Here is a 23,628-nt window from a genome sequence, read left to right as displayed (position 1 = left end):
CCGAGGCGTGGGCGCCCCCAGTTCTGATCGATTCATCAGTCCAAGGTTGCTCGACGGTGTCGGGGCTCCGGGCGTGCGGGCGTCCGGAGGAGGTGTGACCGCAGGCCCCTCACCAGATGCAACGCGCTCGGACGGCGTAACGTCGGGAGTGTGGGGCCCCCGGCCGACAGCCTTCTGTCGCGTGCCGCGCACGAGCTCGGCTCGCGCGCGGACGAGGTGACGGCGGAGGTCGAGCGGTGCCTGCGGCGTGAACTCCCCGAGTTGTGGGAGGACCCGGTCGTGGCCCGGACGGCGGCGGAGAACATCGAGGAGCACCTGACCGCCGCGCTGTTCGGCCTCGAGCACGGCGTCGAGCCGAGCCTGATCCAACCACCGCTCGCCGACGCGGACCGCGCACGGCGGCTGGCCCGGCACGGTACGCCCCTGAGTACGATGCTGCGCGCCTTCAGGCTGGCACAGGGCATCGTCATCGACGAGCTGCTCGCCGAGATGTCCCGGCTGGAGGACGATGCCGAGCAGGTCTCTGCGGCAGCTCGCGAGCTGATCGCCACCTCGACCCTCTACGTGGAACCGGACGTCGGAGCAGGGCGTCGCCGCGTTCCAGGAGGAGCGGGACCGACGGCTGCAGTGGCGGCTGGCGATGCTGAACGAGGCGGGCATGCGCATCGGCACCACCCTGGACATCGCCCGCACCACCCAGGAGCTGGCGGACCTCGCCACCGAGCACTTCGCCGACCTCGTCACCGTCGACCTGGTCGATGCCGCGCTCCGCGGACAGGATGGCGTGGGGGAGGGCGGCCCGCGCTTGCTGCGCCGTATGGCACAGGGGCCGAAGTCCGGGCCCGCGTCGGACCCGGTGACCCCGCCCGGGCGACTCCACCCCTGCCCCGACGGCTCGCCGGTGGCCGACGCTCTGGCCGGCGGGCAGCCGTCCCGGCATTACGACCACCGGGTCGAGGACGCCGGGCGAGTCCACTCCGCGTTGGTCGTACCGCTGCGCGCCCGGGGCATCACCCTGGGCGTCGCCGAGTTCCTCCGGCACAGCGGGACCGCCCGCTACGACGACGAGGATCTGCTCCTCGCGCAGGACATCGCCGCCAGGGCGGCCGTCGCCGTGGACAACGCCCGCCGCTACACGCACGCCCGCTCCACCGCGCTCACCCTCCAGCGCAGTCTGCTGCCGCGACCCACATCGCAGCAGTCCGCCGTCGAGGTCGCCTACCGCTATCTGCCCGCCGGCTCCGAGGCGGGGGTGGGGGGCGACTGGTACGACGTCATCCCGCTGTCGGGCGCCCGGGTCGCCCTCGTGGTGGGGGACGTCGTGGGCCACGGCATCCGCGCCGCCGCCACCATGGGCCGGCTACGGACCGCCGTACGCACCCTGGCCGACATCGACCTGCCGCCCGACGAACTCCTCACCCATCTCGACGACGTCGTGTTGCGCCTGTCCGCCGAAGCCTCGTCGGACGCGGACGCGGACGCCGAGGCCGCCCCTGACGTCGGTGCCACCTGCCTCTACGCCGTCTACGATCCCGTCGCCTGCCGCTGCACCCTCGCCCGGGCCGGGCATGTGCCGCCTGCCGTGGTGATCCGGGGCGAGGCGGCCGACCTGCTGGAGATGCCCTCCGGCCCACCCCTGGGGCTCGGCGGCCTGCCGTTCGAGACGGTGGAGGTCGATCTTCCCGAAGGCAGTCTGATCGCCCTGTACACGGACGGCCTGATCGAGGCCCGCGACCACGACGTCGAAGCGGGCCTCAGCGCGCTGCGGCACGCCCTCAGCCGACCGGCTTCCTCCGTGGAGGAGGTCTGCGACACGGTGCTCGACGTCGTGCTGCCGGCTCGGCCGCTCGACGACATCGCCCTGCTTCTCGCCCGTACCCGTGCTCTCGGGGCCGACCGGGTCGCCACCTGGGACCTGGACGTCGAGCCCTCGGTCGTCGCCCGGGCCCGCTCGGACGTCTCCCGGCAGTTGAGCGTCTGGGGACTGGAGGAGCTCGGCTTCATCGCCGAACTCGTGGTCAGCGAACTCGTCACCAACGCCATCCGCTACGGCCGGCCCCCCGCCCGGCTCCGACTCATCCACGACCGCACCTTGATCTGCGAGGTCTCGGACGCCGGCAGTACCACTCCGCACCTGCGCCGCGCCCGCGACTTCGACGAGGGCGGCCGCGGCCTCCTCCTGGTAGCCCAGCTCGCCGAACAATGGGGGACCCGCCATGCCCGGTGCGGGAAGACGGTCTGGGCCGAACTGAGCAGTTCCGCCGTGCGGAAGCGGCAGCCGATCGCAGTGGCCGGCACGACGAGGCACACGGCGAGTTGAGAAGCGGACAGGCCGTCCATGAAGGCCGACTTCACTCCGCCCGTGAGGGACTCGTCATCCCGGACGCGACACCCTGCTGGCCCCGGCCCAGGGATCCGGTGACAGCGTTCATGCCTGTGAGCAGAGGGCTCGGTGCGCAGGCCGAGCCAGGCGGAGGCGGCGAAGGACACCACGGTGACCACGAAGGCGCCGATGAGGGCGGCCAGGGTGACGGTGTAGGCGTCGACGATCCGGGTCAGCGCCCCGGCTCTCCATCGGTTCCGGGCTGGACCAGCTCGAAGACGAGACGGGCTCCGACGCGTTGCGCCCGGTGGCGCAGGCGTGCCGGGAGGGACCGGGCCGCGGTGGGGGCGGGGGCGTGACCCAGCCGGGAGAAGAGCGCTTCGGCGCTGGTCCGGTTGACGGTGGTGAGGGTGGCGTGGTCGACGCCGCTGTCCAGGCCGTTCGCGAAGTACTGGCCGGCGGGGGTGGGAGCGAAGGGCCAGTCGCTGCCGAACAGGATGTGGCCGGGACGGGCGAAGGCGAGCAGGGTGGGCAGGGCGGCGGGGCTGGAGGAGAGCGCGGTGTCGAAGTAGAAGCTCCGGAAGTCGTCCAGGACGTCGAGGGGGCTGCGTCCGGTGGTCCCGGCGATGGTGACGGCCATGCGGTGGGAGGCGTAGGGCAGGAAACCCCCTGCGTGGCTGAGGATGAACCGGATGTTCGGGTAGGTGCGGACGACGCCGTTGCGTACGAGGAGATAGGCGGCGCGGGTGGTGTCGAGGAGGAAGTCGGCGGCGAACGGCGGGATGCCGTCCACGGCCGGGGCCGGCAGGTCGGCCGGGTGGACGAACACCACGGCACGGTGTGCGTCGAGGACTCGCCACAGGGCGTCCTGGCCCTCGGCGCCGAGGTAGGTGCCGTTGTTGTTGGCGAGCAGGGTGACGCCGTCGGCGCCGAGTTCGGCCAAGGCCCGCCCGGCCTCCTGGACACTGGCGTCGATGTGGGGCATCGGCAGGGTGGCGAAGTAGCCGAAGCGGCCGTGGTGGTCGGCGGTGAGGGAGGCGGAGAAGTCGTTGAGCCGACGGGCCAGTGCGACGGCCTCCCGGGAGTCGTCGAGGAAACCGGTTCCGGGGGTGGAGACCGAGAGGATCGCTGTGGCGGTGCCCAGCAGATCCATCGTCTCCAGTGCCGCTTCGGGGCTCCAGTCGGGCAGGGCGCGCCCGCCCGCCTCGGCGATGCCGGTCTTGGCGAGAGCGTCGCGGTAGAAGGGCGGCACGAGATGCTGGTGGACGTCGACGCGGCGGGAGCGTAGGTCATGGTGCGGCCTCTTGGTTTCTCGGGGAACAGGTCGAGGCCACGTGGTCCGGTCGGAGCTGGGTGGCCTGGGCGATGACGCTTTCCGGTGAGGGCTCGGCGCCGGTGGGCATGTGTTCTCCTCGGCCTGCGGTGGTGCTCCGCGATGAGCGGCGGGCGCCCGGCCTGCGGGTGCTGCTCACCGGTGGGCGTCATGCCTCGCTTGCGGAAGCCATGTGCACCGCGGCCTCGTACACCAGCCGGGCGTGCAACTGGAACATGGCCACGAGGTCGACCGAGTCGCCGCTGATCTCCCGCTGGATGAACAGGCCGTCGGCGCCGGCGACGGCGTAGGTGGCGAGGGTCTGCACCGCGTCCTCGCCGAGGGTGGGGAACAAGGTCTCGATGACCTCGCCGATCTTGGCGCGGGCAATGGCACGGACCTGGAGGAACACCGTCCGGCCCTGGGGTTCGGTGGGCCGCCGTTCCAGGGCGAGCATCAGGCCGAGGCGCAGGAAGTCAGGGGCGTCGACCAGGGATCCGGCGACGTTGGCCGCCATGGAGGCGACGCGTTCCAGCGGTGTGCCGGTGTGCTCGCCGGGGAGTTCGACGGCGACCAGCCAGGTCTCGAAACTGCGCTCGATGACCGCGGCGATCAGGTCGTCCTTGTCCTTGAAGTGCCAGTAGATCGAACTGGCGGGCAGCCCGCACTTGGCGCTGACCGCGGCGATCGAGGTGCCCTCGTAGCCGCGCTCGCCCGCGATCTCGACGGCGGCGTCCAGGATGCGCCGCCGCGACTCCACCCCGTTCGCACGCTTCTTACGCACATTCTCCGACCTGGTCATGGGAGATGCCCTTCCTTCGTGCCCCGCACTTGACCGTTCTCGAGGTCGAGCCTACCGTAGCGCCCATTCCAATTGGAGTGAACGCTACAACAAGAGCCGCGACAGGGACGACAGCGAGGTGACCCGGTGAGTGGGATCAGTGCCGAGGGCAGAGCCGAGGACGGCGCGTACGACGTGGCGGTGATCGGCTACGGACCGACGGGCGTGACGGCGGCGAACCTGCTGGGGGCGGCGGGCCTGAAGGTCGTCGTGCTGGAGCGGGACGCGGAGGTCTATTCCCGGGCCCGGGCCATCTCCACCGACGAGGAGGTCATCCGCATCTGGCAGCGGATCGGCCTGGCCGACCGGCTCAAGCAGGACATGCTGGCAGAGCGCCCCCTCGACTTCGTCGACGCGGACGGCCGCACCTTCCTCAGCGCGCGCCCCACACCCCGCGGCCACGGCCATCCGCCGCAGATGTTCATCTACCAGCCGGCCCTGGAACAGGTCCTGCGCGACGGCGTCGAGCGCTACCCGAACGTGGAGATCCTGCTGCGACACGAGTGTCTGCGGCTGCGCCAGTCCGCAGACGGGGCCGGGGTCGAGCTGACGGTGGTGGGCACCGCCGACGACTCCGTACGACGGCTGCACGCGCGGTACGTGATCGCGGCCGACGGCGGCTCCAGCCTCACCCGCGCCCAGCTCAACGTGGGCTACGAGGGACGGACGTACGAGGACCGCTGGGTCGTCGTCGACACGAAGATGCTGAAGCCCTGGCCGGACCACGACCGGCTGCGCTTCCGCTGCGACCCGGCCCGCCCGGCGGTGGACTGCCCCACCCCGCTCGGCCACCACCGCTGGGAGTTCCCGATCCTGCCCGGCGACGACGAGGCGCACCTGACCACCGACGACGCCATCCTCGCGATGGTGTCCCGGTACGGGATCGGCCGCGACCAGATCAGAATCCTTCGGGCCACCGTCTACAGTCACCACGTCCGCTTCGCCGCCCGCTTCCGGGTGGGCAGGGTCTTCCTCGCCGGCGACGCCGCCCACGCGATGCCGCCATGGATCGGCCAGGGCATGGCGGCGGGCGTCCGCGACGCCGCCAACCTGTGCTGGAAGCTCGCCGCCGTGCTGCGCGGCGAACTGCCCGAGTCCCTGCTGGACAGTTACGAGGCCGAGCGCAAGCCGCACGTGCGCGAGGTCACCCGGCGGGCGGTGTTCGTCGGGCGGATCATCACCGAACGCCGGCTCCCCGTGGCCCGGGTCCGCAACACGACGCTGCGCGCGGTACGCCGGGCGGCGGGCGTCGGATCCCGGCTGGTCGACTCCCACTGGATACCCGTCGCCCGCTACGCCAAGGGTTTCCAGACCCACCCGCGCACCAAGGCCTCCGGGCGCCAGATCCCCCAGCCCCGGGTGACCGGCCCCGACGGCGGCCGGGTCCGCCTGGACGACGTACTCGACGGCCGTTGGGTGCTCCTGCACGCCCGCACCGCCACACCCCAGCCCGGCTGGGACCGTCTGGACGTCCCGTCACTCACCGTCCTGCCGACGGGCTCGACCCCGGCCGAGGAAGCCCTCGTCGACAGCGACGGTGTGCTGCTGGCCTGGCTGGACCAGCACCGCGCCGCCACCCTCGCCCTGCGTCCCGACGCCTACGTGTACGCCGCCGCCCCCGCCGGCTCCCCCCTTCCGCCGCCGCCTTCCGGATTCGCTCCGGCAGTGCGTCCGTCCGCCCCGACCACCCCGATCGCGAGCTGAGGACCGTCATGACCACACAGACCGAACTGCCTCCGATGCAGGAGTCGTTGCTCGAGGTCGCGGGTAGGAAGATCTTCGTCGCGGAGACCGGTGACGGGGCGCCCGTCCTGCTGCTGCACGGCGGCGGCCCCGGCGCCTCCGGCGTCTCCAACTACGCCCGCAACATCGCCGAGCTGGCCAAGCGCCACCGGGTCATCGTGCCCGACCTGCCCGGCTACGGACGCAGCACCAAGGGCATGGACGGGGCCGACCCCTTCGGCTACCTCGCCGACGGCATCCGCGGTGTGCTCGACGTCCTCGGCCTGGACAGGGCGCACCTGGTCGGCAACTCCTACGGCGGAGCCTGCGCCCTGCGTCTCGCGCTCGACACCCCCGACCGCGTCGAGCGCATGGTGCTCATGGGGCCCGGCGGCATCGGAACCACCCGCGCCCTGCCCACCCCCGGTCTGAACAGCCTGCTCAACTACTACACCGGCGAAGGGCCCTCGCGCGTCAAACTGGAGAGGTTCATCCGCCAGTACCTCGTCTTCAACGCCGCCGACGTGCCGGACGGCGTCATCGACGCGCGCTACGAGGCCAGCATCGACCCCGAGGTGATCGCGGCTCCGCCGCTGCGTCGTCCCTCCGGCCCGAACGCCCTGCGCACGCTGTGGAAGATGGACTTCACGCGTGACCCGCGACTGGCCCGGCTGCCCGTGCCCACCTTGGTGCTGTGGGGTGCCGCGGACAAGGTGAACCGCCCCGAGGGCGGCCGTATGCTCGCCGAGCGCATGCCCGACTGCGACCTGTACATGGCGGCCAACACGGGGCACTGGGTGCAGTTCGAGCGCGCCGAGCTCTTCAACCGGCTCTGCGCCGACTTCCTGGCGGGCCGTCGATGAACAACACCGCCCCGGGAGCCTCCGTCTTCGGTGCCGTGCACCTGGGCTACATCGTCATCGAGACCGACCGCTTCGCCGACTGGCGGCGCTTCGGCACCGACGCCATCGGCATGCACCACGACGACCTGGACAAGGACGTCATGCGGTTCCGCCTCGACGACCAGGAGTGCCGCTTCCTGCTGCGGCGCGGGCCGGCCGAGGACGTCGTCGCCACCGGCTGGCACATCGACGACCACACCACCTTCGAACGCATCGAGCACCGCATACGAGCGCACGGAGTGCCTCTCGTCGAAGGTACCGACGACGAGGCGCAGGCGCGGAGCGTGGAACGCCTGTTGCGCTTCCCCGGCCCCAAAGGCATCACCCAGGAGATCTACACGACGCCGGTGAGATCGGCCGAATCCCTGAGGATGCTCGCCTCCGGCTGGGTCACCGGCGACGCGGGCCTGGGCCATGTCGCGATCACCTCCGCCAAGCCCACCCTGATGCGCGGCTACTTCCACACCGTCTTCGACGCCCGCCTCACCGACTTCATCGACGAGACGATCAGCGGCGTCAAGCTCAAGATCCGCTTCCTGCGCGTCAACGAACGGCACCACTCGATCGCGATCGCCGCAGTGCGGGGCCTGCCGATCGACCCGGTCCGCACCCGCGTCCAGCACCTCAACATCCAGGCCGCCTCCCTCGACGACCTGGCCCGCAGTTACGACCGCGTGCACGAACTCGGCTTCGACATGGCCCTGTCCGTCGGTCGGCACACCAACGACAAGGAACTCTCCTACTACGCCCGCACCCCCTCGGGCTTCGAGTGGGAGGTCGGCTGGAACCCGATCGTCATCGACGAGAACACCTGGGAGCCCTCCACCCACCAGGGCATCAGCATCTGGGGCCACACCCCCGTCGGCCAGACCATCGTCGACAAACTCGACCAGTTCCGGCTCGGCGCCCGTTCCCTCGTCCATCCGGAGCGGACGGTCCCCGCCCTCAGCGGCGCAGGCATCCCCGACGCCTGACCTCCCCGACCCACGGCCGGGCCGGACCGTCCTCCCTACGACCCGGCCCGGCCGTGCTCTTCACCATCACCGGCGTGACGCCACCCCCCGTACACCACGTACGGTCCGGGCGGGAAGTTCGCGGTGGAGAGTCACTGCCACTGCCCCACCAGCCCGAGAGCGTCGTGGCCTGTGCCGCCGACTCCTCGTGGAGTCCAGCCTGCCGGTGACCATGGGTGATTGCCGACGAGGATGTGAGCGGCGGTCGGCAGGGGAGCAACCGCGAGCGGACGCTGCTGCTGTCCGGGGAACCAAGGCCAAGCGACACCTGCCGGTGCGGCACGACGGCCCGTGTGCCTGCTGGGCCGCGCAGGCTCGGTCGCCGGGGCTGCGGGCTCCGAGGCGCGCTGGGAGGCGGGAGACGGATCCGTGGCGACTGCGCCGAGCGCCCGCGTGATTCTGTGAGCGTGCACAGAAGAATATCGTTACCTGCTCTTGTCAACGGGGCGAGCCTCGGGTTACCTACGTGTAGCTCATGGGTGTCAGTCGAGATGCATTCTGTGCACGTTCACGGAAACCGGCTGACGCCATCCCGCCGATCCTGCCGGAGTAAGACGTGCTCTCCTCCCTCTTCGACTGCCTGCCGCTCGCACGCGGGGATGACGGCGACTTCGAGCAGACGAGGAAGACAGGCACCGAGCGTCCAGATCACCGACAAACGCGCCGGAGACTACGGCCGGTGCCCCGCGGGCGTCCCGTGGCCCGCCCGCCCGCCTGACCGGCGCGGATCCGACAGGCGTCGTGGGCCTCGGACCGGTCGGCACCACCCGTATCCCCACCGCACTGCACCTCCCGCATCGATCTCGTTGTACGAGAAGGCGAGCCGGGTGCCATCCGCGTCGCCGTCAGCCACACCGCCACCGAAGCCGACGTGCGCCCGCGGGAGCCGACCCAGTCGTGCCGGCGCACGACGGTCGGGCACCCGGAATCGGATCCGACTGGTCCAGGCAGTACCCGCCCCCCGGCCCCCCACGCCCCCCCGTGTCATCCCCGAGCCCATCCCCCTGTGAAAGGACCCTTTGACATGCGCAGACGCAGCATTCTCACCGCAGCCGGTGCCGCGGTGCTGGCGGTGCCGGCCCTGGGCGCCGCACCGGCCTTCGCGAGCTCCGCGACGCACGGCGCCGCGCCCCGCTGCCTTCCGATCCGCGGCATGGACATCTCCTCGCTGCCGAAGAACGAGGAGCACGGCGCCGTCTACCGCCGGGCCGACGGCCGGCTCGACGACCCGATCCACATCCTCGCGGAGGCGGGCATCACCCACGCCCGGCTGAAGGTCTGGGTGGACCCGGCCGACGGCTACAACAACAAGAGGCACATCCTGCCGCTGGCCCGGCGCCTGAAGCGGGCGGGCATCGGCATCTGGATCGACTTCCACTACTCGGACAGCTGGGCCGACCCGGCACACCAGACCAAGCCGGCCGCCTGGGCCGACCTGGACGTGGCGGGCCTGACCAGGGCCGTATACGACCACACCGCTGACGTCCTCGGCGCCCTCAAGCGCCAGGGCACGCCCGCCGAGCTGGTGCAGATCGGCAACGAACTCAACGGCGGCATGCTCTGGCCGACCGGCAACTGGGACCACTGGGACAACCTGGCCGCCTTCCTCAAGGCCGGCCTGCGCGCCGCACGCGACACCACCCCACGCATCCGCACCATCCTCCACCTGGCCAACGGCGGCGACAACGGCCTGTACCGCTGGTGGTTCGACAACGCCGTCGCCCACGGCGTCGACTTCGACATCATCGGCCTGTCCTACTACCCCTTCTGGCACGGCTCCTTGGACCAGGCAGCCGACAACATGGCCGACATCACGGCCCGTTACGGCAAGCCCTGCGTGATCGCCGAGACGGCGTACCCGTTCTCGCTGAGCAGCGAGGACGAGACCAACGACATCATGAACAGCCCCTCCCAGCTCACCGAGGGCTACCCCGCCACGCCCGAGGGGCAGGCCGCATGGCTGCGCGCGGTGGCCGACTTGGCGGCCGCCGTCCCCGATGCCAAGGGCCTGGGCTACTGCTACTGGGAAGGCATGTGGACCTACCGCGCCGGCAGCGGCTGGAACCCGGAGGATCCGAAGTCGGGCAACGCCTGGGAGAACCTGGCCCTGTTCGACTTCGACGACAAGGCGCTGCCCGGCATGCGGACCCTCGGCCACTACCGCTCCTGACCCCCACCCCGTCGGCGTCCGCCCACCGCAGCCGACAGGTCCTTCTCCACGCGGGCGTCGCCCTCCCGGCGCCCGCTCCGCGAGGCACCCCTCATCCGTAGGTGGGGATGGTCAGCAGCGGCCGCAGGTACTCGCGGCACGGGCCGTAGAGTCACCGGTCGGTCCCGGCCACCTGGTCGGAAGCGACCGGTGGCCGGCATGGAGGGCTGTCGTGCGGCTGTTGCCCAAGGGTTCGCCCAACGGAACAACCGCAGGCGGGCGGAGGGGGGGAACGTCTCATCCGACAGCCGAGCCGTGGCCCGGGGGGCGACGGAGCAGATGCAGGCAGATGACCATGGTGAGGAAGGTCTGCCGTTCGGAGGTGTCCAGACGGCGGGTCGCTTCGACGACGTACTGCTGTAACCCCAGCCAGGGGTCGACGGTGCTCACCGTGACACGACCGAGGGTCTCCGGTTTCGGGGTCCGCAGCGGATCGGTCTCCGTGAGCTGCCATTCGACCGAGAGGTGAGCCAGCCACGTCAGGAAGAGCGGTCGGCTCCGCTCCGTCCGGAAGCTCAGCTGCCGGGTCTTGACCAGGCCGGAGGCGCGGGCGCAGCCGACCTCCTGGCCCTCGGCGTCGATGAACCGGAAATGCACCGGGCTCATGGGCCCGAACCTGGCGTGCTTCTCGATGCGGACGATGAACTCGCCCGACACCTGGGCCAGGAGGAAGTCCGTGTCGTCGGTGTTCGTCACCTCGGCGAGCGGTGTTCCCTCCACGGTGGATACGGCCAGTTCGGGACCCCTGTAACGGCGCCACCACGAACGCTTCGGCTGCCTCACCACGACGACCGCCACCTCGAACAGGTCGGGTTCCGTCATCGGTCTCCCTCTCCGCGCCGGCTTCTCCCTTGACCGACCACGCCCACCCACTGTGACCGAGCCCCCCTCGGTTTCCCATCCCTCCGACACATATGGTCGTGCTCGGCCAGGAGGAGGCCGGACTCGGCGGACGGCCCTTGTCCGTCCGTCGCCCTGTCAGCCGCTCGAAACCCGGTCGGCCTCAGCTGCGAGTCTGCGGGTGCCTCCCTTGGGCCTGCCGTCGGGCCAGAGGCGCGGCCGCCGCTTCGCGGCCAGGTCTCCGCCCAGCCCACGCCCGTCGGCCGGGGACCGGCGCGGACCTGCGCATTCCGGCCACGAGGCGCCGGACGCCGGGCCGCACGGGCGAACGCGCTGACGTCAATCGAGGTGCCGCCAGGCAAGGAGGCGACTCCGGGCTGCTCGTGAGGCACAGGCCGCCGCATTGAGATTGGCATCACAGACGGTCTACCGTGAAAACACTTGGAGGGCTCCCCTCCCTTGGGGCGAGCCGAGCAGCGGTGTGCGATGAGGCCGTCTCCAGGTGAAGGAAGTGGTGCCGATGACCGTCGCCTGGGACCAGATAGGGGGTCTGGTCGATGCCCACGAGCGTTTCCTGACCGGTGCCCGGGTCGACTCGGATGTGCGTGGCTCAGTGCTCGAGTCCTGGAAGCGGTGCAGGTCCGCCGGGCTGGAGCCACACCAGTTGCTGGTTCCCTACAGGTCTGACCTGGAGCTGGACGACCGTTTCCTGCGCGCGGCCGACCCGGTGCTGAAGGACCTGGCCGCGTCGCTGGTCGACGTGAGCATGACGGTCGTGCTCTGTGACGGGCGGGCCCGCATGATCCAGCGGTACGGCGGTGACCGGACGCTGCGCCAGCGCCTCGACGACATACGGTTCGCCCCCGGATTCGACGCATCCGAGCAGGTCGTGGGCACCAACGGCGTCGGCACCGCGCTGGCCGAGCGATCTCCTTTCTACGTCGTCGGCCGTGAGCATTTCGCCGACTGCCTGCAGCCTTTCACCTGTGCGGGCGCGCCGGTCCGCAATCCGCTCAGCGGACACGTCGAGGCGGTCCTCGATCTCACCTGCCTGCGCGCCGACGGCGACCCCGCCATGCTGCGGATGGTCCGTGAAGCCGTCCGCGGTATAGAGGGGCGGTTGCTGGAACAGGCCACGCAGCGCGAGCAGGCGTTGCTTGCCGCGTATCGGCGGGCCGAGCGGGACACGAGCGGCACGCGCGCATGGCCACAGCAGCCCGCACACGCCTTCTCGGAGCATCGCACCACCCACGACGACGGCGACCTCGGCCGGATCGACCTGGCCGTGCTGCGGGAGAAGGCCGAGGAACTGATTGCCGCACCGCACCGGGCCTTCGACGAGGTGGCCCTGTCCGGCGGCCGGATCGCCACCCTGCTGCGCCGCCCGGTCATCGGCGCGGCGGGTGAGACGGGAGTGGTCATCGAGGCCCGTGTCCTCGGTGGCCCGCGTCTGCGCCATGTCGAACTCACCGCACCGGAGGTGCCGGCCGGGGCCGCCGCAACGGCCACGACAGCGTCCCCCGCACGGACCGCCACGACGACGGTCCTCTCCGTGACGCCTGCCGTCGACATGCATACCGTCGTGCCGTCGCCCTCGCCCAGCGTGCCGCTATGGCCCAAATCGCCCGCGGCCTCACCCACGCCCGGGGCCGCGACGGACACCGACGGATCCGGGGACGACGCCTGGTTGCTGCTCGTCGGCGAGCCCAGCGTCGGTCGGCTGGCCGTTCTGGCCCGTAAGCGTCTCGAGTTGCTGTACGACGCCGGCGTCCGCATCGGCACCACCCTGGACGTCACGCGCACCGCGGAGGAACTGGCGGACGTGGCCGTTCCCCGGTTCGCCGACTTCGCCGCGGTCGACCTGGCCGACCCGGTGCTGCACGGAGAGGAACCGGTGCCGACCGGGGCGGGTACCCCGCTGCGCCGGGTCGCGCTGGGCGCCGTATACGCGGAGCCCGCGCTGTACGGCGTCGGCGACCGGGTCGGCTATGTCCCCTCCACGCCGCAGGCCCGGAGCCTGGAGAGCGGGCAGTCGGTGCTCGAACCCGTGCTGGCCGAGGCCCGCGGCTGGATCGCCAACGATCCGGGACGCGGCGGACGGGTGCTCGCGGCGGGCGTCCACTCCCTGATCACGGTCCCGCTACGGGCCCGGGGCGTGACCCTCGGTGTGGTGAGTTTCTACCGCTGCCGGCAGCCGGCCCCCTTCGAGGAAGACGATCTGTCCCTGGCCCAGGAGCTGGTCGGCCGGGCGGCGATCTGCATCGACAACGCCCGCCGCTACACGCGCGAGCACAACACGGCCCTCGCCCTTCAACGCAGCCTTCTGCCCCGCGGCAGGCCCGAGCAGAACGCCGTCGAGGTCGCCTACCGCTACCTGCCGGCGCGGGCCGGGGTGGGCGGCGACTGGTTCGACGTCATCCCGCTGTCCGGTGCCCGGGTTGCGCTGGTGGTCGGCGATGTGGTCGGCCATGGTCTGCACGCCGCCGCCACGATGGGCCGCCTGCGCACCGCCGTGCACAACTTCTGCTCTCTGGACCTGGCACCCGACGAACTCCTCACCCACCTCGACGACCTGGTCGGCCGACTCGACCGGGGCGAGGGCTGGGCGGTGGAGAACACGCAACCGGACACCGGAATCATCGGCGCCACCTGTCTGTACGCCGTCTACGACCCCGTGCTGCGGCGCTGCACCTTCGCCCGTGCCGGGCATCCGCTTCCCGCGGTCGTCCGCCCCGACGGCACGGTGGACTTCGTCGATCTGCCGCCGGGGCCGCCGCTCGGGCTCGGTGGGATGCCCTTCGAGACAGCGGAGCTGGAACTGGCCGAAGGCAGCCAGTTGGTGCTCTACACCGACGGTCTGATCGAGGACCGGCTCCAGGACATCGACGTCGGCCTGGAGCGGCTCCGCACCGCCCTGGCCTGTGCGGAGCGGGCGCCGGAGGACACATGCGAGGCGGTCCTGGACGCGCTGCTCCCGGCCCGGCCGGCCGACGACGTCGCTCTGCTCGTCGCCCGTACCCGCGCGTTGGGGCCGCAGCAGGTCGCCCAGTGGGAGCTGCCCAGCGACCCGGCAGTCGTCGCCCGCATCCGCGCTGCCGTCACGCGTCGGCTGGCCGCCTGGGGACTCGACGAACTGGCCTTCACGACCGAACTCATCGCCAGCGAGCTGGTCACCAACGCCATCCGGCACGCGACCGGGCCGGTCCAGTTGCGGCTGCTCCGCGACCGCACGCTGATCTGCGAGGTCTCCGACGGCAGCGGTACCGCGCCGCGGCTGCGTCGCGCCAGAACGGAGGACGAGGGCGGGCGCGGCCTCTTCCTCGTCGCCCGGCTCACCGAGCGCTGGGGAACCCGTTACACATCCACAGGCAAGATCATCTGGACGGAGCAGCCCCTGCCGCGATCACCGTCCGTCGCCTCTGCGGACCCCCTGGATCCCACTCCGTAAGTACGACACGTCGGCATCGGGGCGCTCATCCCCCCCTGTTTCCCGACCACCAGTGCGTGGGGCACGGTCATCGACCCTGCGATCCGGTGGTGTTCGAGGTCGTCCGGATGGCATCTTCCGCCGCACCGGTGGAGTGTGGCGGCCGCCTGCGGGCGTGATCGTTCACCTGGTCGTGGTCGCTCCTGCTGTCGTGACGACGGTGGCGGGCGAGGCAACGGGCCCGAGCGCATGGCCGGCTGCGATGGGCGCTGACTCTTCACACCGCTGTCGTCACCCGCAGGAAACCGCGTCGGAGCGCGGTCGCGATCAGGTGGACGTCGTGCTGTCCTGGGGTGGTAGGCAGGGGAGTGAACCGATGCGGCATCTTCCGACTTCTGTCCTCGTCCCCTCCCGGTCGCCGGCGCCGACCGGGGCGGGTGGCGCGTTGCTGCCGGCGCGGGAGCTCGCGGTCGCGTGGTCGGTGGTCGTCCTGATCGCTGTGCCGGCCTGGGTGCTGACCGTGGGGCAGGCCCGCGAGATGGGGGTCGAGCCGGGGACGATGGGGATGGCGCTGCCGCTGTTCTTGTTGCTCTGGGTGACGATGATGGCGGCCATGATGCTGCCGTCCATGGCGCCGGTGGCCCTGACCTGGGTGCGGGGGATCGGGCGGCGGTCCTCCGGGTGGAGCCGGGTGGGGCGCACCCTGGAGTTCGTCGGCGGGTATCTGCTGGTCTGGACGGCCTTCGGGCTGCTCGCCTACGTGGCTCTGGCCGTCACCGGCGACCTCGTGGGCGACCACCCCACAGCAGGACGCTGGATCGGCTCGGCGGCCTTCCTCCTGGCGGGCCTCTACCAGCTCGGGCCCCTCAAGAACGTCTGTCTGCGGCACTGCCGCGACCCCATGAGCCAGCTGGTGCGCTACGCCGGGTTCCGGCAGCCGGCCCGCGATCTGCGGGTGGGCGTCCACCACGGCGGCTACTGCGTCGGCTGCTGCGCGGGGCTGATGGTCGTCCTCGTGCCGCTCGGGGTGATGAACGTGGCGGCGATGGCCGGGCTGGCGGTGGTGATCTTCGTGGAGAAGCTGTGGTCACGGGGACCGCTGCTCGCCCGGGTGATGGGCGTCGTCTTCCTCGTACTCGCCGTACTGGCGCCGTTCCAGGATTGGCTGCTGCCGGGGCTGCAGGAGTCGGCGCCGTCGATGGGCGGCATGTGAACACCTGCGGCAAGCTGGAAGAGAGAGACCGCCTCGCGATCCGCGTGCGGGCTCGGGATGTGCGGTCTCGCCACTTTCGACGGAGCTCCCTCGGGCTCGACGGGAGGGAAGCGAGATGACGGAACAGGTCACCACCAATACCCGCTGGCATCTGGCCGGCGACTGGTTCGACGTGTGCAAGTGCGCCATACCGTGCCCCTGCACGTTCGCGCAGCCTCCGACCTACGGTGACTGCGAAGGCGTACTGGTCTGGCACATTCGTGAGGGCAACTACGGCGACGTGCGGCTCGACGATCTCAACGTCCTGATGCTCGGCACTTTCGTGGGCAACGTCTGGGCCGGCGAGCACACCGACGCGTACGCCGCGGTCTTCCTCGACGAACGCGCAGACGACCGACAGCGGGCCGCGCTCGGAACCGTTTTCGGAGGTGAGGCCGGTGGCTGGCCGGCACGGTTCGGGGAGATGCTCCGGCCCGAGATACGCGGCATGGACATTGCGCCGATCCATGTGGAGATCGACGAGGACCTCGCCACCTGGCGAGCCGAGATCCCCGGCCGGGTCACGGCCACTGCCGAGGCACTCACCGGCCCGACGGCACCGGAAGGCGCCCGCGTCCAGCTCCACAACGCCCCGGGTGCCGAGATCGGACCGGGCCAGGTAGCCACCTGGGGCCGATCCACCGCCGACCGTGCCGACGCGTTCGGCTTCTCCTGGGACCGTTCGGGAAAGTCGAGCAAGCACTTCCCCTTCGACTGGGCGGGACCCGACTGAGCGCCGGGATCAAGGAAGCTGCTCTCAACTTGAAGCGTCAAGTGAGATGACTTGATGCTTCAAGCTATGCTCGTCGCATGAGCACAGATGGGCCCCGCTGGCTCGACGACGAGGAGCAGAGCACCTGGATGGCGCTGGCCGGGCTGCTGATCCAGCTTCCGGGCGCACTCGACGCCCAACTCCAGCGCGACGCCGGGATCAGTCACTTCGAGTACCAGGTGCTCGCGGGGCTCTCCATGACACCGGAGCGCACGCTGCGGATGAGTGTGCTCGCCGAGTTCGCCGTCGCCTCGCTCTCCCGGCTGTCCCACACCGTCAAGCGGCTCGAGAAGCAGGGCTGGGTGCGTCGTACGCCCGATCCCGACGACGGCCGCTACACCCTGGCCACCCTCACGGACGCCGGCTGGGACAAGGTCGTCGCCACCGCCCCGGGCCATGTCGCCGAGGTGCGCCGCCTGGTCTTCGACCCGCTCACCAAGGCTCAGCAGAAGCAGGTGCGGGAGGCGGGCCGCCGTATCAACACCACCATCAACCCCGAGGGCTTCTGCCCCGACGCCTGACGCACACCGACGGCGCCCGACCCGGCGTCCGGCACCCGACGGCGATCGGCGTCGCCGGTTCCGGCCGCGTCCCGCGCCCCCGACCTCCGCCCTCCCCACCGAAAGGCCCCCTGTGCGATCCATCCTCGACCCCGAGACGCCCGGCGGCGCCTATGACGCCTTCCTGACCGGGGCGCTGCCCCGGGCCCGTGCGCAGCGGGCCTGGACGCCGGCCGACGGCCCGCTCCCCGCTCTCTACCTCAGCCACGGCGCACCCCCGCTCTTCGACGACGGTCCCTGGCTGCGGCAGCTCTTCGACTGGGCGCAGTCCCTGCCCAAGCCCACGGCGATTCTGATCGTCTCCGCGCACTGGGAGGACGCCCCGCTCGCCGTCTCCGCCGCTGCCGCGGGCACTCCGCTGGTCTACGACTTCGGCGGCTTCCATCCGCGCTACTACCGGATGCGCTACGACACCCCCGACGCGACCGCGCTCGCCCACCGCGTCGCGGCGACCATGCCCGCCGGCGAACCCCTTCACCAGCACACCGACCGCGGCCTGGACCATGGCGCCTGGGTCCCGCTCATGGCGATGTACCCGCTCGGTGACATCCCCGTCCTGCAGATGTCCATGCCCTCCCACGCCCCCGGGCGGCTCATGGACATCGGGCGGCGTCTCGCCCCTCTGCGCGAGGAAGGCGTCCTCGTCATCGGCTCGGGCTTCATGACCCACGGACTGCCCTTCGTCACCCGGGCGATGTTCGAAGGCGCCGTCCCCGCCTGGTCGTCCGAATTCGACGCCTGGGCCGCCGACGCCCTCGCCCGCGGGGACGTCGACGAACTCGCCGCCTACGCCACCCGAGCCCCCGGCATGCCCTTCGCGCACCCCACCCCCGACCACTTCCTGCCGATCTTCATCACGCTCGGCAGCGCCGACAACGCCGAACGGCCCGCCCACACGGCCATCGACGGTTTCATGATGGGCTTCGCCAAGCGCTCCTTCGCACTGGCCTGACACGGTTCCGGCGCCGGCATGATGCGCGGGCCTCATCGTCGGCGGGTCGCGGCGAGGAGCCGGTCGGCCAGGTCGCCGTCGAGGCGAATGGATTCCGGCCGCTGTGGGGGCGTCGTCCACGGGGGCAGTCGTACGGAGTGCTCGTCGTGCAGGCGTTGGATGTGGTGGGCCACGCGGTGCACGGATCCGGGGAACGTCTCCGGGGCCAGGCACAGGATGAACATGCCGATACCCGGGGGCTCCGATCCGCGATCGAAGGGGGCCGCGTCGATCGAGAAGGCGGCCCCTGCCCAGGTGGCCAGCAGCTCGCCGAGGAGCGCGATGTTGCCGCCCCGGTGACCGCCGAACGGCAGGAGCGCGCCCTGGAGAGCCAGGTCGGGATCGGTGGTCGTCGCACCGTCCGGTCCGACGGCCCAGCCTTCGGGAAGCGGGGTTCCCGCCTGTGCCGCCCGGCGCACATTGACGTACGCCGTCTGCGAGGACGCCTGGTCGATGACGAACGGCTGGGCGTCGGCGCGCGGCACGGCGTAGGCGATCGGGTTGGTGCCGAGCACCCTGGTGGCCGAACCCCCGAGTGACATGAGCGCCGGGCTGTTGGCGCACGCCACGGCGACCAGTCCCGCTTCGGCCAGCCGTCGCGGGTAGGAGCCGAGCTCTCCGCAGGTGTAGGAGTTCCGGATCCACAGGGTCGCCGCCCCCAGAGATGCCGTCGTCTCCACCAGCTCCGTGAAGGCCTCGTCGAAGGCGACCTGGGCGAGACCGTGACGGGCGTCGGCCACGAGGCAGGCCGGTGCGGCCCGGAACACCTCCGGGGATACGCCGGCGACGATGCGACCGGACTCGTAGGACCGGAGGTAGTCGAACAGGTGCGCGACACCGACGGCGGTGTTGCCCGCGCTCTCCGCCGTGACGGTGGCCAGGGCCAGTGCCTGCGCGGCGCGCTGATCGGCACCCGCGGCCACCGCGGCCCGCGTGCAGAGGTCGATCAGCCGGTCACGCTCGACCGTGACCGTCCCGGCCTCACCGGACCGCCGTGCCATGGGTGTCCTCACAGAATGCTGTCGATGAACGTGCGTGTGGACTCGTGCACGGGTGCGTCGATGACCTGGGACGGCGGGCCCTTCTCCACGAGCCGGCCCTCGGACATGAAGACCACCTCGTCGGCGACGCCCCGGGCGAAGCCGATCTCATGGGTGACCACGATCATCGTCATGCCGCTGGTCGCCAGCCGCTTCATCACATTCAGCACCTCACCGACCAGTTCGGGGTCCAGGGCCGAGGTCGGCTCGTCGAAGAGCATGACGCTGGGCTTCATCACCAAAGCGCGTGCGATCGCCACGCGTTGCTGCTGGCCGCCGGACAGCGTGCTCGGATAGACATCGGCCTTGTGGGCCATGCCCACTTCCTCCAGCGCCTGCCTCGCGTCCCTCATGGCCTGCGCCTTGTCCACGCCCTTCACCCGGCGCGGCGCCTCGATGAGGTTCTCCATCACCGTCATATGAGGAAAGAGGTTGTACGACTGGAAGACCATGCCGGTCTTGGTGCGCTGCTTCGCGACGGCCGCCGGCGACAGTTCGTGCAGCTTGTCGCCCTTGATGCGGTAACCGATCACCTCGCCGTCCACGACGACGGTGCCGCTGGAGGGACGCTCGAGGTGGTTGACGCACCGCAGCATGGTGCTCTTCCCCGAGCCGGACCGTCCGAGGATAACGACCACCTGGCCGCGGTGCACCTCCAGATCGACGCCCTTCAGGACCTCGACCGGTCCGAAGTTCTTGTGGAGGTCGATGATCCGGACGATGGGGTCGGCCGTCGGGGCGGCCGTGCCGCCAGGCGCGGACGTTGTTGCGCTCATGAGTGATTCACCGGTCCTTTCGTCACGTCGTGGTCGGGTTGTCGTGGGACTGGGACCGCTGAGAGAACCGGGAGTTGAGCGACCGGAGCTTCGCGAGTCCGCTCGGCCGGTGTGCGCCGACCTGGACGCCGCGCCCGTAGTGACGTTCGATGTGGCTCTGGGCGTAGGACAGCACGGTGGTGCAGACCAGGTACCAGATCGAGATGACGACGAGCAGGGGGATCGTGCGGAAGTTCTGGGAGTAGATCAGCTGTGCCGAGTACAGCAGGTCGGCCAGGGCGATGATGCTGACCAGCGAGGTGTGCTTCAGCATGCCGATGACCTGGTTGCCGGTGGGCGGGACGATGACCCGCAGGGCCTGGGGCAGGACCACCCTGCGGAAGGTCAGCCACCGGTTCATGCCGAGCGCGACGGCCGCCTCCGACTGGTGTCTGGGCACCGAGAGCAGACCACCGCGCACGATCTCGGCCATGTAGGCCGATTCGTTCAGGGTCAGTCCGATGATGGCGACGGCCCAGAGGTTCAGCACGCTGTTGGTGGCCGCGCCGGCGATCTCGGGACCGCCGAACGGCACGCTGAGCGACAACCGGGGGTAGAGGGCCGAGAGGTTGAACCAGAAGATCAGTTGGACGAGGAGCGGTGTGCCTCGGAAGAACCACAGATAGGCGCCGGAGAGGTACGAGAGCACCCTGTTCTCCGACATCCGGCAGGCGGCCAGAACGATGCCGAGGACGATGCCCAGCGTCATCGACACCCCGGTGAGGAGCAGGGTGGTGCCGAGGCCCTTCATGATCTCGGGGTTGAAGAGGTACTCCCGGACGACCCCCCACTCGTAGTTGGCGTTGGTCATGACGGAGTAGCCCAGACTCGCCGCGACGAGGAGAACCAGCAGGGCGGCGAGGCGCCGGCCGGGATGCCGCATCGGGACGAGTTCCGAGGGCGGGGTGTCCGACGGGCCCACACGGGTGGAGTCCAGGGCGATGGCGGTTTTCATCAGTCGTCTCCCCTCGATCAGCCGGTGGAGGCCGGGAGGATCTCGGCCTTCTCGATCAGCCCCTGGCCCTCGTTGAACTTGTCGAGGATCTTCTGCAGCTCACCGTTCTCGATCAGATGGTCGGTCGCCGCCTTCACGGCCACGGCGAACTTCGCCGAGTCGCCGTCGCGCCCCAGCACCAGACCGGTCTTGTACTTGGGAGCCCAGGGCAGCTCGATCAGCGAGAACTGGTTCTTGGCCTGGCTCATCACATAGGCCACCTGGCTCGCGCTGCTCACCGCCGCCTCGACCCGACCTCCGCGCAGGGCGAGGTTGACGCTGGCCTGCGAGTCGAAGGTCTTGACGGTGATCGGGTCCTTGCCCGCGCTCTTGCACTTGCTCACCAGCCCCGAGGCCAGCTTCGCCTCGGCGGATCCGAGCAGCGCCGCCACGGTGTGACCGCAGAGGTCCGTCTCGCTGCCGGCGCTGGTGATCTTGCTGCCGGCGGGCACCATGAGGGCGTCGCTCGACTCGTGGTTGGTGACGAAGGTGACCGTCGCCGTGCGCTCGGGCGTCGCGTAGATCTCCCCGGTCGCTGCGTCGTAACGGGCTGCCTGCAGGCCGGCGATGATGCCGTTGAAGGGGACGATCTTGATCTTGACCTTCAGCCCCATGACCGCGGCGATCTTGTTCACGTTCTCGATGTCCCAGCCGGTGGGGGTGCCGCCGTTGGCGGGCTCGATCACCGCGGGCGGGTAGGTGGCGGCGGCGATCGTCAACGTCCCCTTCTGCGCGATCGACTTGGGGACCATGGCGGCGATCGAGTCGACCTTCGCCGACGTGTCGCCGGACCCGGTGGACCCGGAGGACCCCGCATCGGACGAACCGCACGCGGCCGTCGATCCGATCAGGGCGACGGATCCGGCGATCGCCGCGAGGTGGACCAGACGTGGATGACGCAGACGCTTCATGACGCGCTCCTTTGGCGGAAAATGCCAGGGCGGATTGATTCCGACTCGTGCCCGGTTCGCGTTGAAGCGGGGCTCGGTGGTGGCAGGTAACTTCGCACCTCCACCCAGGCCTGACAAGATGTGATCACAGATCTTTTTTGCTTCGTTACGTGCGAAATGGCCTGTGACCTGCGAAAACGTGTCTTCCGAAAAATTCGATGCGCGACTGCGGGGCCGATCATGAGGATCGCGAGCACGCCTGGGGGAGCGGTGGCGTGGTCGCCTGCCGCCCAGCGCGGGGCACAAGAGGATTCCGGTCAGCGGACCGGTTCGCGTGGGACTGCCGGCGACTCGGCTACGGCTCACATGGCGGCGTGGGGGCGCAGCGTCGGCCGCGCCGGAACGTCAGAGTCGGGGACGTCGGGGGTGTCGGGGGTGTCGGGGGTGTCGGGAACGGCCGGGGGGCTTCAGCCGCTTCAGCCGTGGGACTCGAGTTGCGCCTTGATCCGGTCGGTGGCATCGACGAGCGACTCGTTGGAGATGGCGGCCGCCGCCTCGGCGTCGCTCGCGTCGGCGGCCGCGACGAGGAGTTCCTGGTAGCGCCAGAGTGAGGTGTCGCCCGGCGTGTCGAGGGCGGCCCGGGCGCCGACGATCTTGTAGGCGCGGCAGTGCTGCCACATCGTGCGGATGGTGCCGAGCAGTACGGGGTTGCCGCCCGCCTCGTAGAGGATGGTCAGCAAGGCCTCGTCATGGTCGAGGTAGGGGATGACGGCGCCCTCGGTGATCGCGCGCTGCATCAGCTCGAACTCCTGGCGCATACGGGCGACGTCCACGGAGCCGATCTGCGCGGCACCCCGGCGCGCGGCCTCGACCTCCAGGAGACGTCGCGTCTCGTAGACGTGGAGCAGTTCGGCGGGGTCCAGGCCTTTCACGACCGAGCCCTTGTGCGGAACGCGTTCGGCGAAGCCGGACTCCTCGAGGCGTCGGATCGCCTCACGTACCGGCATCACGCTGGTTCCGACTTCGGCGGCGATGTCCCGGATCCGCAGACGGTAGCCGGCCGGATACTCACCGCTCGTGATCGCCTCATGCAGAACCGCGTACACCTTGTCGGTCAGCGAGGGCGACGGCTCGACGCGTTTGGACATAGGCACGACTGAATCATAAACAGCCTGGTCGGTGGAGGGATTCGGGGCTTCACGTCCGCCGTGACCCGGACGGGAAGCGCCTCGCACGTGCTCCTCGTGACTCATCCGTGCGAACTCCTTCCGAACCATTGTGTGATCTGTGATCACATCCTAGGGTGGCCGCAACTCGTGCACGTCACACGTCCCTGCCGCAGCCAAGGGAATCCGCATCACGCCATCGAGAAGAGGAACGCTCATGAAGGACGTGGTCATCGTCGGTGGTGGTGTGGCGGGGTTGGCCGCGGGCTGGCGGTTGCGGCACTGGGACACGCTCCTGCTGGAGTCGGAGGGCCGGGTCGGCGGACGCGTCCGCTCGGAACGCCGCGGACCGTACTGGCTGAACTGGGGCGGGCATGTGTATGCCGGTGGTGATTCGGCGACGTCGTGGCTGCTGAACAGCACGGGTGTGGACTCCGTTGAGGTACCCGGCTCGCTGGCCGGGCTGTCGATGAACGGCAAGCTGCTGCTCAAGGGCCGGGTGGAGACGTACCCCTTCCGGATCCCGATGCCGATGGCGGCGAGGGTCGGCATGGTCAGG

General features: G+C 70.4%; 17 protein-coding genes and 2 pseudogenes. 11 read left to right on the top strand and 8 right to left on the bottom strand.

What is annotated here, in order from left to right:
* The first annotated feature begins 150 nt into the window (after window positions 1-150).
* A pseudogene (locus ABZ464_RS44500) lies at window positions 151-2,320 on the top strand (SpoIIE family protein phosphatase).
* Window positions 2,321-2,555: 235 nt separating this feature from the next.
* Here the strand turns inward: ABZ464_RS44500 and ABZ464_RS44495 are convergent.
* Window positions 2,556-3,602, bottom strand: a pseudogene (locus ABZ464_RS44495) (amidohydrolase family protein); the annotation flags it as partial.
* Window positions 3,603-3,804: 202 nt separating this feature from the next.
* Window positions 3,805-4,437, bottom strand: a complete 633-nt coding sequence (locus tag ABZ464_RS44490; RefSeq protein WP_359287640.1) for a TetR/AcrR family transcriptional regulator — start codon at window positions 4,435-4,437, stop codon at window positions 3,805-3,807.
* Between the two features lie 126 nt (window positions 4,438-4,563).
* On the opposite strand from ABZ464_RS44490, the gene ABZ464_RS44485 reads away from it, so the two are divergent.
* The 4 genes from ABZ464_RS44485 (at window position 4,564) to ABZ464_RS44470 (ending at window position 10,283) form a co-directional block, all read left to right on the top strand.
* Window positions 4,564-6,180 carry a bifunctional 3-(3-hydroxy-phenyl)propionate/3-hydroxycinnamic acid hydroxylase gene (locus ABZ464_RS44485; protein WP_359287639.1) on the top strand — a complete coding sequence of 539 codons (1,617 nt, stop codon included), beginning with the start codon at window positions 4,564-4,566 and terminating at the stop codon, window positions 6,178-6,180.
* 8 nt (window positions 6,181-6,188) lie between these two features.
* Entirely contained in the window at window positions 6,189-7,061 is an 873-nt protein-coding gene (locus tag ABZ464_RS44480) for an alpha/beta hydrolase (protein ID WP_359287638.1), read from the top strand.
* Window positions 7,058-8,074: a VOC family protein gene (locus ABZ464_RS44475; RefSeq protein ID WP_359287637.1), complete on the top strand. Its 1,017-nt coding sequence runs from the start codon at window positions 7,058-7,060 to the stop codon at window positions 8,072-8,074. Before ABZ464_RS44480 ends, ABZ464_RS44475 begins: the two co-directional genes overlap by 4 nt.
* A gap of 1,063 nt (window positions 8,075-9,137) precedes the next feature.
* Window positions 9,138-10,283: an arabinogalactan endo-1,4-beta-galactosidase gene (locus ABZ464_RS44470; protein WP_359287636.1), complete on the top strand. Its 1,146-nt coding sequence runs from the start codon at window positions 9,138-9,140 to the stop codon at window positions 10,281-10,283.
* Between the two features lie 276 nt (window positions 10,284-10,559).
* Here ABZ464_RS44470 and ABZ464_RS44465 read toward each other — a convergent pair whose 3' ends face one another.
* Window positions 10,560-11,144 carry a hypothetical protein gene (locus ABZ464_RS44465; RefSeq protein WP_359287635.1) on the bottom strand — a complete coding sequence of 195 codons (585 nt, stop codon included), beginning with the start codon at window positions 11,142-11,144 and terminating at the stop codon, window positions 10,560-10,562.
* Window positions 11,145-11,682: 538 nt separating this feature from the next.
* Between ABZ464_RS44465 and ABZ464_RS44460 the strand changes: the two genes are divergently transcribed.
* The 5 genes from ABZ464_RS44460 (at window position 11,683) to ABZ464_RS44440 (ending at window position 18,125) form a co-directional block, all read left to right on the top strand.
* Window positions 11,683-14,610, top strand: coding sequence for a SpoIIE family protein phosphatase (locus tag ABZ464_RS44460; RefSeq protein WP_359287634.1), 2,928 nt, complete (start codon window positions 11,683-11,685; stop codon window positions 14,608-14,610).
* A gap of 355 nt (window positions 14,611-14,965) precedes the next feature.
* Window positions 14,966-15,802: a DUF2182 domain-containing protein gene (locus ABZ464_RS44455; RefSeq protein ID WP_359287633.1), complete on the top strand. Its 837-nt coding sequence runs from the start codon at window positions 14,966-14,968 to the stop codon at window positions 15,800-15,802.
* 115 nt (window positions 15,803-15,917) lie between these two features.
* Entirely contained in the window at window positions 15,918-16,574 is a 657-nt protein-coding gene (locus ABZ464_RS44450; RefSeq protein ID WP_359287632.1) for a DUF1326 domain-containing protein, read from the top strand.
* A 77-nt stretch (window positions 16,575-16,651) separates the two neighbouring features.
* Window positions 16,652-17,134, top strand: a complete 483-nt coding sequence (locus tag ABZ464_RS44445; RefSeq protein ID WP_359287631.1) for a MarR family winged helix-turn-helix transcriptional regulator — start codon at window positions 16,652-16,654, stop codon at window positions 17,132-17,134.
* 112 nt (window positions 17,135-17,246) lie between these two features.
* On the top strand, window positions 17,247-18,125 hold the full coding sequence (locus tag ABZ464_RS44440) for a class III extradiol ring-cleavage dioxygenase (RefSeq protein ID WP_359287630.1): 879 nt from the start codon (window positions 17,247-17,249) through the stop codon (window positions 18,123-18,125).
* Window positions 18,126-18,157: 32 nt separating this feature from the next.
* Here ABZ464_RS44440 and ABZ464_RS44435 read toward each other — a convergent pair whose 3' ends face one another.
* The 5 genes from ABZ464_RS44435 to ABZ464_RS44415 form a co-directional block, all read right to left on the bottom strand.
* A complete protein-coding gene (locus ABZ464_RS44435; RefSeq protein WP_359287629.1) occupies window positions 18,158-19,165 on the bottom strand; it encodes an Ldh family oxidoreductase in 1,008 nt (335 codons plus the stop codon).
* Window positions 19,166-19,173: 8 nt separating this feature from the next.
* Window positions 19,174-19,980, bottom strand: coding sequence for an amino acid ABC transporter ATP-binding protein (locus ABZ464_RS44430; RefSeq protein ID WP_359287628.1), 807 nt, complete (start codon window positions 19,978-19,980; stop codon window positions 19,174-19,176).
* Window positions 19,981-20,002: 22 nt separating this feature from the next.
* Complete coding sequence (locus ABZ464_RS44425; RefSeq protein ID WP_359287627.1) at window positions 20,003-20,974, bottom strand: amino acid ABC transporter permease; 972 nt, start codon at window positions 20,972-20,974, stop codon at window positions 20,003-20,005.
* A 17-nt stretch (window positions 20,975-20,991) separates the two neighbouring features.
* Window positions 20,992-21,924: a transporter substrate-binding domain-containing protein gene (locus ABZ464_RS44420; RefSeq protein WP_359287626.1), complete on the bottom strand. Its 933-nt coding sequence runs from the start codon at window positions 21,922-21,924 to the stop codon at window positions 20,992-20,994.
* 455 nt (window positions 21,925-22,379) lie between these two features.
* Window positions 22,380-23,051 (bottom strand): GntR family transcriptional regulator, encoded by a 672-nt coding sequence (locus ABZ464_RS44415; protein WP_359287689.1) that lies wholly within the window; start codon window positions 23,049-23,051, stop codon window positions 22,380-22,382.
* Window positions 23,052-23,286: 235 nt separating this feature from the next.
* Here ABZ464_RS44415 and ABZ464_RS44410 point away from each other — a divergent pair.
* On the top strand, window positions 23,287-23,628 hold a 342-nt coding region (locus tag ABZ464_RS44410; RefSeq protein WP_359287625.1), incomplete at its 3' end, for an NAD(P)-binding protein.

It is taken from the genome of Streptomyces sp. NPDC005820 (genome assembly GCF_040630255.1).
Lineage (GTDB): Bacteria > Actinomycetota > Actinomycetes > Streptomycetales > Streptomycetaceae > Streptomyces.
Note: the sequence above shows the minus strand (reverse complement) of the source record. Positions and strands in the feature narration are given on the sequence as shown.

Coding starts and splice junctions, on each gene's coding strand:
- ABZ464_RS44490 (WP_359287640.1), bottom strand. CDS start 4,437: ATGACCAGGTCGGAGAATGTGCGTAAGAAGCGTGCGAACGGGGTGGAG.
- ABZ464_RS44480 (WP_359287638.1), top strand. CDS start 6,189: ATGACCACACAGACCGAACTGCCTCCGATGCAGGAGTCGTTGCTCGAG.
- ABZ464_RS44475 (WP_359287637.1), top strand. CDS start 7,058: ATGAACAACACCGCCCCGGGAGCCTCCGTCTTCGGTGCCGTGCACCTG.
- ABZ464_RS44470 (WP_359287636.1), top strand. CDS start 9,138: ATGCGCAGACGCAGCATTCTCACCGCAGCCGGTGCCGCGGTGCTGGCG.
- ABZ464_RS44465 (WP_359287635.1), bottom strand. CDS start 11,144: ATGACGGAACCCGACCTGTTCGAGGTGGCGGTCGTCGTGGTGAGGCAG.
- ABZ464_RS44460 (WP_359287634.1), top strand. CDS start 11,683: ATGACCGTCGCCTGGGACCAGATAGGGGGTCTGGTCGATGCCCACGAG.
- ABZ464_RS44455 (WP_359287633.1), top strand. CDS start 14,966: ATGCGGCATCTTCCGACTTCTGTCCTCGTCCCCTCCCGGTCGCCGGCG.
- ABZ464_RS44450 (WP_359287632.1), top strand. CDS start 15,918: ATGACGGAACAGGTCACCACCAATACCCGCTGGCATCTGGCCGGCGAC.
- ABZ464_RS44445 (WP_359287631.1), top strand. CDS start 16,652: ATGAGCACAGATGGGCCCCGCTGGCTCGACGACGAGGAGCAGAGCACC.
- ABZ464_RS44435 (WP_359287629.1), bottom strand. CDS start 19,165: ATGGCACGGCGGTCCGGTGAGGCCGGGACGGTCACGGTCGAGCGTGAC.
- ABZ464_RS44430 (WP_359287628.1), bottom strand. CDS start 19,980: ATGAGCGCAACAACGTCCGCGCCTGGCGGCACGGCCGCCCCGACGGCC.
- ABZ464_RS44425 (WP_359287627.1), bottom strand. CDS start 20,974: ATGAAAACCGCCATCGCCCTGGACTCCACCCGTGTGGGCCCGTCGGAC.
- ABZ464_RS44420 (WP_359287626.1), bottom strand. CDS start 21,924: ATGAAGCGTCTGCGTCATCCACGTCTGGTCCACCTCGCGGCGATCGCC.
- ABZ464_RS44415 (WP_359287689.1), bottom strand. CDS start 23,051: ATGTCCAAACGCGTCGAGCCGTCGCCCTCGCTGACCGACAAGGTGTAC.